General features: G+C 36.8%; 2 protein-coding genes and 4 tRNA genes. 2 read left to right on the forward strand and 4 right to left on the reverse strand.

Going from position 1 to position 12,118, the window contains the following annotated elements; translation table 11 throughout:
* Positions 1-76: 76 nt before the first annotated feature.
* The 4 genes from BT797_RS16960 to BT797_RS16975 all read right to left on the reverse strand — a co-directional run bounded on the left by BT797_RS16960 (position 77) and on the right by BT797_RS16975 (position 755).
* A tRNA-Asn gene (locus tag BT797_RS16960) sits at positions 77-152 on the reverse strand.
* Positions 153-285: 133 nt separating this feature from the next.
* Positions 286-361: transfer RNA gene (locus BT797_RS16965), tRNA-Asn, on the reverse strand.
* A 133-nt stretch (positions 362-494) separates the two neighbouring features.
* Positions 495-570 (reverse strand) — tRNA-Asn (locus BT797_RS16970).
* Between the two features lie 109 nt (positions 571-679).
* Positions 680-755: transfer RNA gene (locus BT797_RS16975), tRNA-Asn, on the reverse strand.
* 764 nt (positions 756-1,519) lie between these two features.
* On the opposite strand from BT797_RS16975, the gene uvrB reads away from it, so the two are divergent.
* Both uvrB and BT797_RS16985 read left to right on the forward strand, forming a co-directional pair.
* Positions 1,520-3,514, forward strand: coding sequence for an excinuclease ABC subunit UvrB (uvrB, locus tag BT797_RS16980; RefSeq protein WP_045110937.1), 1,995 nt, complete (start codon positions 1,520-1,522; stop codon positions 3,512-3,514).
* Positions 3,515-3,992: 478 nt separating this feature from the next.
* The coding region (locus BT797_RS16985; RefSeq protein ID WP_075472911.1) for an Ig-like domain-containing protein at positions 3,993-12,118 on the forward strand (8,126 nt) is incomplete at its 3' end.

Raw genomic sequence — 12,118 nt, forward strand, 5'->3', positions numbered from 1 at the left:
AATGTTACATCCGCTGTAGATTAATACAGTGTAATAAATCACTAATTGTTACTTTCTCTTTTAAACAAAGAAAACGTGGCTCCCCTTGCTAGACTTGAACTAGCGACATATGGATTAACAGTCCACCGTTCTACCAACTGAACTAAAGGGGAATTATTCGCTTGCTTCTTTTGAAGCTAATAAATTGTGTGCTTCTAGTGAAGCCAATTAATGATACATACGCTGTAGATTAATACAGTGTAATAAATCACTCATTGTTACTTTCTCTGTTAAAGAAAGAAAATGTGGCTCCCCTTGCTAGACTTGAACTAGCGACATATGGATTAACAGTCCACCGTTCTACCAACTGAACTAAAGGGGAATTATTCGTTTGCTTCTTTTGAAGCTAATAAATTGTGCGCTTCTAGTGAAGCCAATTAATGATACATACGCTGTAGATTAATACAGTGTAATAAATCACTAATTGTTACTCTCTCTGTTAAAGAAAGAAAATATGGCTCCCCTTGCTAGACTTGAACTAGCGACATATGGATTAACAGTCCACCGTTCTACCAACTGAACTAAAGGGGAATTATTCGTTTGCTTCTCTTGAAGCTAATAAGTTGTGTGCTTCTAATGAAGCCAATTAATGATGTAATAAATCACTAACTGTTACTCTCTCTGTTAAAGAAAGAAAATATGGCTCCCCTTGCTAGACTTGAACTAGCGACATATGGATTAACAGTCCACCGTTCTACCAACTGAACTAAAGGGGAATTACTTGTCTTTGTTTCGAAGACGGGGCGAATATTAAGGTTAGATGATTCTACTGTCAATAATAAAACGGCTAAAACTGTTATTTGCTTTTTTTTTGTCGAATAACTGAACGATGATGCCTAAGAAATATTGATAGCGTAGTTTTAGTAAACAATTGATTTTTACGACAAGCATTTAAATATTGCAGTATTTCGATGCCGGAGAATATTGTACCTACCTTCTATACTCTAACTTCTTTCTATATAGCAGAGATATTTAATAATACCGAATTGATTTTATAAATATGGGCGATACTAAACAAGTTTAATTTTTATTTTATACACAAGGGTATGTTTCTTTTTTACTGAACTTTGTGAATATGACATTTTTTATTGAGTTATCCACTAAATCTGTGGGTAACTCTGTTGATTAAATCTGTAAAAGTAAAAAAGCAACTAATTTAGGGATTTTGAAAAGTAGCTGTTTAGTTAGTGGTTTCTAATTTAATTGGATTTAAATCAATGTGTTGGGTGTTTTTATTTGAGTTTAAGTCTGTTGATAACTTATCAATTCAAATGCTTGTATCAAAAATAACCATGAAAGTGCAGAATTTTAAAAATCTGTTGATAACTGCTTGACATTTTTATTTTTATATTAAATTTTGATTTTGTGTGCGCATTATCCATCAAACTATCAAGAGGGCAGATAATACTTATGGCGCACTAAGTGTAAATTGGTATTATGGGGATATATAAATTAAAAAGCCGAGTTGTGATCTTAAATAATGACGATTTTATTCGATTTATGTTCTGAATATACCCCGAGTGGTGATCAGCCTCAAGCGATTGAAAAGCTGGTTGATAGTTTTAATGCTGGTGTCGCCAGTCAAACTTTATTAGGCGTAACAGGTTCGGGTAAAACCTATACTGTCGCGAATATGATTGCGCAATTAAATCGTCCTACATTGCTTATGGCACCAAATAAAACGCTTGCCGCACAGCTTTATGCCGAGATGAAAGATTTTTTCCCTAATAATGCGGTTGAGTATTTTGTTTCTTACTACGATTATTACCAACCTGAAGCGTACGTACCAAGCACTGATACCTTTATCGAGAAAGATGCAGCTGTAAATGCACACATTGAACAAATGCGCCTATCAGCGACAAAAGCATTGCTAGAGCGTCGTGATGTGATCCTTATAGCATCTGTTTCAGCCATTTATGGTTTGGGTGATCCTGAGTCTTACCTCAAAATGATGTTACATGTGTCTGTGGGGGAAATTATCAGCCAACGCAGTATCATTCGTCGTTTAGCTGAATTGCAATATACGCGTAATGATATGGACTTTAAACGTTCGACATTCCGTGTACGTGGCGAAGTTATCGATGTCTATCCAGCAGAATCAGATAAGCATGCGGTGCGGATTGAGATGTTTGATGATGAAATTGAACGTATTAGCTATTTTGATCCATTAACAGGCGCTATTGAGAAGACTGCTGAACGCGCGACTATTTATCCTAAGACGCACTATGTTACGCCAAGAGAAAAGATCTTAGATGCAATTGAACACATCAAGGTTGAATTGTCAGAGCGTAAAAAACAATTATTATCAGCAAACAAGTTAATTGAAGAACAGCGCGTGAGTCAACGTGTACAGTTTGATATCGAGATGATGCAAGAGCTTGGTTATTGCTCCGGTATTGAAAACTATTCGCGTTACTTATCTGGACGTGTGCCAGGTGATGCGCCTCCTACCTTGTTGGACTACTTACCTGCCGATGGCTTATTAGTGATTGATGAGTCTCACGTAACCGTACCGCAAATTGGGGCTATGTATAAAGGTGACCGCTCACGTAAAGAAACATTGGTTGAGTTTGGTTTCCGTTTACCGTCAGCGTTGGATAACAGACCACTTAAGTTTGAAGAGTTTGAATCTATTTCACCACAAACCTTATATGTGTCTGCAACACCAAGCCAATATGAACTGGATCGCTGTGAAGGTGAAATCGTTCAACAAGTCGTAAGGCCGACGGGATTATTGGACCCGATTATTGAAGTGCGCCCTGTTGATACTCAAGTCGATGACCTACTTAGTGAAATTAATATACGTGTAAAAAAGGGCGAAAGGGTACTTGCAACAACATTAACTAAGCGTATGTCCGAAGACTTAGCTGAATATCTTGCTGATCATGGCGTTAAGGTTCGTTATCTACACTCTGACATAGATACCGTTGAACGTGTCGAAATTATTCGAGACCTACGTTTAGGTGTATTTGATGTACTGGTTGGGATTAACTTGCTGCGTGAAGGTCTAGATATGCCTGAAGTTTCTTTGGTTGCTATCTTGGATGCTGATAAAGAAGGTTTCTTACGTTCTGAGCGTTCATTGATCCAGACCATTGGTCGTGCTGCTCGTAACTTAGAAGGTAAAGCTATCTTATATGCGAACAGGATCACAAAATCGATGGATAAAGCGATCAGTGAGACTGAGCGTCGTCGAGCAGTGCAGCATGAGCATAATGTGAAAAATGGCATTACACCAAAAGGCCTAAATAAGAAAGTGGGTGATTCACTGAGAATTGGTAGAACACCAGAGCAAGAAATGATGCATATAGCAGAGCAAAAAGCAACGTATGCGGTATTTACCCCAGAAGAACTCAGTAAAGAGATCGTGCGCTTAGAAGAACAAATGTATAAATATGCACAAGATTTGGAGTTTGAAAAAGCCAGTGAAACCCGTGATAAAGTGGCTAAACTGCGTGAGCAATTAATTCAATAGTTGTGAACAGCTAATTTAATAGAAACGAAAAAGCGAAACCAATGACTGTAAATAACGTCAAATCGGTTTCGCTTTTTATTTTATCTAAAAATTGTTCTATCAAAGTAGATTATCAGCGGTCGATCGCTAAACCAACTGGTACATGCCTGCTTAGAATAACGAATCAGATAGATCAAATAGCTCTTGATTGAATGGACGTTTCATATTGTTGATTGTATACAATCTTAAATTAAATGACTACTACACGGCTATATTAATTAAATGCTATTTAATTTACTCATAATATTTTAATTAACGTCTAATTAACAGTTGTTATAACTATAGTATTGATTGTTCGGCCTGTTGGTTGGTAGGTGATGTGTAAGTGATGCGGATTTTTTACGCCGATTGGATAGGTATTTTACCTTTTTGCGTTTTGGTGTACGGATGAATATAATATTTTACATTTATTTTTCATTAACTTAAAAGACATCCGACCATGAAAATCCGAAGCGTTTTATCAGTAGTTTTATTACTCAATTTTATTGTAGGTTGTGGTGGCGAAAGTTCGTCATCAAAACCTGCAGAACGTGAAGTAGGACATATTTCAGGCGTCGTTTTTGATGCGGCTGTATCAAAATCAGTAGTGAGTGCTTACGAATTTAAAAATGGTCGTGTGGGTAAATTATTAGGCTTTGTTCAGACTAATTCGAAAGGTGAATATAGTTTGGAAATAAAGGCAGGTTCAATGCCTGTGTATATTGAATCTGTAGGCGGAGGGTATTTAGACCCTTATACGAAGACTCCTGTCGATAGTTCCAGCGTTAATGGTCCGCTTAAATTGATTACGTATATCAATTATTCTGAGGGTAATAACCATAATGTGATGGTTACTCCTTTGACTAATTTTAGCGCGGGACTCACTGAATATTTAATGGATTGGAATAAGGCTGATGCTAGTGCTGCTATAAGAGATTCTAAGATTAAAATTTCGGGACTATATGGCTTTGACGTATTTTCAACTAGACCTTTCGATCTAACTCTAGAAGGGTCAAGCGGACAAGTGACAGAACAGCATAAATATGGTGCTCTTCTTGCTGCATATTCTTCATATGCATATGAAAAATTAAATGAATCCACCCTAGGTGAAAAAAATATATACAGTTCATACAACCTATCAGTCTTACAGTATCTAGATGTTAAGTCAGATGGTATTTTAGACGGCAATATTTGGGATAATAATGGATTTGTACAAACAATTTCATTTGGACATCAAATCGTTAAGGCTGAACTATATACAAATAAATTAGCTCAACATATGTTGCGAGTCGTTAATGATCCTGAAATAAATAAATCTGGAACGTCTGCAGATCAATATAATGAATTTTCTGAACAACTAAATAATCCAGACTCTGAGGTTATTTCTGGGACAGGTGGATTGTCAATTGATTCTGATGTGCCAGTCGTATCGAAACGAGGGGGGGGGATATTATCCTTAATTGATCGCATCGAATTTGATGTGTCTGATTATATTGGTATAAGAACTGTTTCACTGGCATTTGAATATCAGGATTCACAAGATGAATGGCATGTTATTTCATCCTGTAATGATGAAGTCGGCGGCTTATGTTATTTTGACTCATCATCATTTGTTGAAGGGCAGCAAGTATTTTATTCTTATGTTGACGTAGACACTCGCGAACTTGATTTTGATGGTATAAATGTACAAAAAGCGAGAATATCATTTTTTGTTTCTGATGTATTTGGTAATAAAGGCGATAGCCAGTCAATAGAGTTCTTATGGGATAATTTAGCACCTGAAATTGAGATAGATAAAGATGTGTCACCAACCCTTTACAATCCAAATGCTGATGGGAGTCTTGATTATATATTAGCGGGAACTATTAAGGACACAGAGACCGGTATAGCAAAACCCGTAAAATTATCTGTAAATTCAGGCGAGCCAGAGACTCTAGCATGTGTTGATAGTATATCTGACCGTGGTGATAATATATGTAGATTTAGTGTATCAATGCCTAAATCGGTATTTAAAGGTAATGGAACTACTGGCTTTAAAGTTGAAGTTAAAGACAATAATAATAATAAATCATCAATAACTTATAATGTATTTTCTGATGAAAAGTCACCAATTAAGACGATTGAATTTCCAAGTAAGCAAATGAATTTTTTAGATTTGACATCTGGTGGTCCTAAAGAATCTGAGGATTATTTAGGACAAGAGAGCTTTACCGATATGGGGGTGGAAAAATACCTAAAGATCGATTATAAGTATGCAATAGCAGGCTTAACAGCAATTGATGGTATTACGCCCGATAGCTTTCTTGATTTTAATGCTCAAATATTAGACGACAATAAAATACCTTATATTAAAGTCACTGTGAGCGATGATTTAGCTGATAATACAGGTACATCGGCAGAAAAATTAATTTTGACAGTAAAGTATGAAGCAGGTAAAAGCTTTGATAAAATCACAACAACACATACAATTACAAATATCGATCAAGATAAAAAACATGTTATTCCCCACAACTCAATCGGAAAATTAAATGAAGGGGAAAAATTAGAACGGCTTACTTATTATATACCATTTACAAAAGATATATTTGGAAGTGGATTTAAACATGCATCGGAAGGCTATGTTCAGCGAATTACAGTGTCTGTCAAGGATGAATCGGGTAATAAATCAGATCAGGTATTTACATATTCATTTAGAAGTACCTTTGCGTTACCTGTGGTAACTGTATTTACACCATTTTTAGATGCGAAAGCGACCCTGTATAGAATCGTTGATAAAGGAGCATTCCAATCTGTTAGTAGTTGTGATTTAAAGCCTGTTGCACTTAAAAATAACCCATCAGCGAAAGCCACAGATTTAGCAAGTTGTTCTCTTCAGACTTCTTATGATGGAGAGGTACATAAAATATCATTGTCAGGAGGTAATGTTAAATTTTACCAATGGAGTCAAGATGATCAGATTGGTGTTAACTTAGATCCGGATACAGGTATTGGCCCCTACGGACCGATTAGTGGCTATACGTTAGTTAACGGCTCTAATGATATTTATCTCACTGAGCTTTCAGTTTTTCAATCGGGTTTCTTTGATTCGCTTTGGAATGTCTCTGACAAATCAAGCGAAAATGCGCGCGACATATTAAAGTTAGTAAATAATTTGTTTTTAGGTACCGGTTCTTTTTTCCACTTCAATCCAATATTGACGAGTTATGCGACCAATGAAGATTTAGAAGATGGAGTACCTTCTGGGTACCCACTGCCATATCAGCACCGTTTTATTGTTGAAGCATTAGGGGAAATGGAAAATTATTACGCACCGAGTCATGGTAGTAGTGTTGATTTCGCCAAAGCGTTTTATGCTGATTTTTCAGATGGTCTTATTGATGGTGAAAATAATGGTAAGCAAATAACTTATGGGGGAAAGGAGCTGGGACCTAAAACGTATCGAAGTGATTTAGCTAAATTTTATTTTAATTTTGTGCATGAAAAATTCGGTGATGGCAGCAGTGAAAGTTACATCAATGATATTACGCTTATGTATTATGCGAACTCAATAGCAACTGCATACCCTACATTAAACGGTGATCCATTATTTAAAGATACGGGTGTATCTATTGATGAAACCAAACCTCTTATTAAAACCACGATTAAAACAGCTATTAATGCTATCAATAATGTTTATAAGGATGGACGCTGGTATATAAAAGATGTGGTTGATGTTTTAGTTGGCATCACAGATCCATCAGGTGTAGTATCCTCAGAATTTAAGTTCTTTTGGGCTAAGGACTCATCTGAAGCTGCTACGCAAGAATTAACATCAATAACGGTTGTTCCTGATATAGTTGGGCGCTTTGAAAAAACATACCAGTTTAACTTTGATTCAATTTCAGGTAATTATCCGAATATTCAAAGAATGGAGATGTTGATTAGTGCATCTGACGAGATTGGTAATGCCTACAATGAATTAAAGGGTAAACACAGTACAACTTTTATCGTTGATAATTCCCCTCCTTTTTATAAATATACGGCTCCTTATGATGAAAAATATTCTAATGATACATATATCAACCTTAATTACCGACAAGTATTAAAGTTTGATATTTCAGATGCAGTAGGTGAAGATTCTCGTAGCTTACGTTTTAAAGATGATGATAAAAAATATCTTATTACTGAAATGGAGACTAAAAATAATAAATTTTCAATATCGTTATGTAAAACTAAGGTCTGCTCCAGTGATGATAGATCATCACATTCTTTAGATGACGGTAAGTGGAAGCTATCCATAGCAGGTACAGATAAACTGGGTAATGCTATTGGTCATAAGGACACTGGCGTGCAAACGTTTAATGTGTTCATAGATTCGACACCACCTGTCATTACATCTAATGAATCTGCTCCTATCACCTTGGGCGGTAATGAGATTTGGCTTGCTAACTCGGTTATTAATTACGGTACGAATGTTGCGCATTCTGATGCTGGTAACGTAGTTATTACGTTATATGGTGATAAAATCGCCCCATATAATTTAACTGTTTGTGCTGATTTGGAAGACTGTAGCGACAGATTTGCATACCTTATCGGTAGTGAAATTGATACTAAAGTGCAATTAAATGCTGAACAATTAGACCACGAAGGGAAGTATCGATTTGATATAGCAGCCGAAGATAGTGCATATCCAGCAAATGTCGGTAATGGTGAGGTTCACTTTATTATTGACAAAGAAGGTCCTTATGTAACGTTTGATATTCCGGCTATTATCGATACAGTATCGCCTTCAGATACTAACGGAGTTGTTATTGTTGGGCGTGAATTTTTTGTTAATATTTTAAATATGACAGATGACTCCAGAATTTCAAATATCAGCTTGTCACAGAAATTAGATGATAATACCCTTTTCGAAATCATAAAAAGCTTTAAGCCTAATCAAGTTGATAACTTGAGTATCGAAGTAAACACAACAGCTTCAGATAAAATAACCCCAAGCGATAATGATCGAATTAGATTAATCGTTACAGCTGAAGACGAACATGGTTTTATTAGCCATACTGCGCCGATCACCGCTATTTTTGATAATAAAGGGCCAACTATTACTTTAGATGGTCATAATAAACAAAATTTTTATGCACCAGGTTATATTTTCGACTTTTCCATTACCGATATTGGTAATGATTCCATTGAGGCCGGTTCGGTGAAATATTGGGAATATCAAGGTGTTCCAGATGGAGTCGGGACTACGCCAACAGGAACCCAGATCGTCACAACATTAAAGGATTATTTTAACCTAAAAATAGAGGCTAAAGATGTCCGAGGTAATTTAAGCAATACAATTTTTGATGTTAAAGTTGATTCTACGCCTCCAACTGGCACGCTTGCAATCAACTATCCAAATGGGGATCTAATACCTGAAAACGAAGTAATTAGTCAGCAAGGGGCATTATCGTTAGTGCTTAATGTTGATGATCCAGAAAGTGGAGTGTCGAGGATCGAAGCGATACTTAAACGCGGCGATGAGGCCGAAGGGAGTAACTTAACATTCGTTCAAGACTCACAAGATCCTACACTCTGGACGACTCTTTTAACGTTAGAGAGTGATGGTAACTATAGTATTGATATCAATGTATACAATGCGACTAAAACTAATTCAGGGCAAGCAAGTCAATCTACCCGTATATTTAGGACTGTCGTTGTAAAGCGTGGCGGCTACCAGCTTAGTGTAACTGAACCTGCCAATTTCTCCACGTATCGTGCGGGTAAAAATATGAATGTTGAATTTTCTGTGGCAGGGGATGACTTCTCGGGTTTACAGAAGCTTCAATGTTGGATCCGAGACAACTGGACTGAAGACAAAATACCTGAAGGCAAAGTACCTAAAGACACAGATGCCCCTTATGTTAGCTATGAAGGCGCAAGTTCCCCTGTATGTAAATTTAAGGAGTTTACAGAGGATCTCGATGGGCAACCTCTGGTTCTCATCACTAAAACAACAGGTGGAAATGGTACCGAGGTTATTCAGAAGTTCTCATTTGAGATGATTGATGTTACAGCGCCAACAATTAATAACAATGACAACTTTAGGTTAGATTCTAAGAGTGTTTTCATTGAAAAGGGAATAAAGAAATTACGATTTACCATTGAAGTTAATGATGCGCTGTCAGGCATTAAATCTGAGATAGTACCGCGCCTCATTACTCATAACAACTTTGAAGGTTTAGAACCTTATTCTAAATCTAATAATGGCGAGAAGACGTTTAATTATCAATTTGTAGAAAACTACACAGCTATAATTAAACCAGGCGCCACAACACATACCGTTAGTTTAAAAAATGTAACAGATCAAACCGGTAATGTTACGCTTGGTGATAACAAAGTCATTAAATTAAATGTTCCGGGCGTAGTTCCACTTGTGAATATAACTAATCTAGTAACTAATCAATGGGTTATGGGGACTCGGATTGCATTTAATTTTAGAACGAAATTGGCTGAAAACTCTGAGTTACTTGATGTTAAGGTGCAGTTAAATAATACGACTTACTCATTCTTAACTGACGACACTAAATCTCCTAAATTTTCTAAATTTATAATATGTAGTGATGATAAAGGTGTTAAGTATCGATGCAGTACTTTCACATCTGCGATTCCTGATGATTTGGCAGGGCATAACTTACCTATAACTGTATCAGTTTTTGATTATTGGGATAATATCGGTTCTGACAGTATTAAGCTTCAGGTAGATAATGAAAAACCAATTATTGCTGATGAGCATACATCGTTAACACGAGAGGGCGAGGATATACATATTGGTTTTGATATTTCAGATGGTATGAGCCAAATTGCGAACGTTCGCTATAGATCTAATATTGGTAACACCACTTACGATGTAACTAAGAATTCAGACGAAAATTTTCTCGTCATGAATATACCGATTAGCAAAATTGGAGATGCGGCCTTTATCTATGTAGATGTAACAGCAACAGATAAGGTTGGTCTGAAAACAAATAAAAAGATAAAAGTACCATTAGGAAAGCCTGAAGTAACAGTTACATTTGAAGAATCTAAAATTATAAATTATAAATTATTACTAGAAAAACAGAACCAGCCATTTTCAATTACGGTTAAAACTGATGAAAATTCAAAGGTTAAAGCTGAAAGATATTCACTATCTTTAACGCCTGAAGATGGTGGAGACGCGATTATTTCGGCGGGTAATATTGATGAGACTATCAATGGACATTTAAATTTCATCTTTCCCAATCAAGGGGTATATCAACTAACGGTTAGTGTGTTTGATAATATCGGAAGAGAAATATCGACCTTCTCGCTTAGTGATAAGACATATGAAGCAGCAGGTATTGCTGCGATCATTGATATGGAACTACCTGTTATCAGTGGTATCTCAATGGAGCAGCCATTTGAAGCACCTGATGGACAAGATCGATATAGATATATCGTCAGGTCTACCATTAGTGATAGCAATTTAGACGGTAATTCTATCATCGCTAGATTGGCACAAGGCTCTAATGTTATCCAGGCTAGTAGCACGACTCGACCTGATCAACCTAGTGGTGAGTATATTTTTGAATTTAGAGCCGGAGCTAACCCGGGTGATTATAAACTGAGTATTAAAGCGGAAGATTTCGCTAAGAGACTTGCGATTAAAGAGAATATAGCGGTTACGGTTGTTGATTTTCCAGCACCTACCCTAAAGATAACTGCTGATGGAAAGGAAACTGTCACACTAGAGGGTGTTAAAAAGTCTATTCTCTCGTTTCAATTTTTGGAAGATATTGAGGGATTTGATAGTACAGACATTAAATTATACTCATCTATTTCTGGCGTACTGGGCTCAGTAAATGGCTTGAAGATGGTCGCTGGCGACAAGAGTAAATGGACCGCTAATTATACGATTGAATCTGGCGTTGACGACGTGATTACAATTAAAGTTGATGATGGTTCGTATGTTAATGGTGCGGGTATAAATGGCGTTGGACATCAGATTGTCATTAATATTGAAGGGTCTGCTCCTGTTGTCAGCAATGTCAATATCAAGCTTCCAGAAGGAGCAATATCACCAACAGTGGGTGATGTACTGACGGCTGCTTATGTGTATTTGGACGTAGATGGTGATAAGAAAGATGCCTCGAAATCTATCTATCAGTGGTATGCCGATGGTGAAGCAATAGACAAAGCAACGGGCTTAACCTATAGACTGACAATATTAGAGCACAATAAAAAAATCAGATTTTCGGTAACTCCAGCTGCTTTAACGGGGACACAAAAGAAAGGTGATGAAGAGTCTTCTAATGAGACTGAACTAGTAGGTGCATTAGTCGGTAAGCCTTTAGTCTTTGGTGGTAATGTAAAGATAACTATGGATGATAACTTTGCACAAGCAGCAAAGGGCGGTAATGGTGGCACTATTACATACAGTTCGTCGTTAGAAAGTGTGGCGATGGTAGATAGTGATACGGGTGCGGTTACTATGGTTGGTGTTGGTGATACGGTTATCACCGCGACTGAAGAGCAAAATGGTGACTTTCTTGCTCAAAAAGCGAACTATGAATTGAAGGTGACAAAAGGAGAAGGCACGCCTTT

The sequence above is a fragment of the Moritella viscosa genome, from assembly GCF_900120065.1.
Lineage (GTDB): Bacteria > Pseudomonadota > Gammaproteobacteria > Enterobacterales > Moritellaceae > Moritella > Moritella viscosa.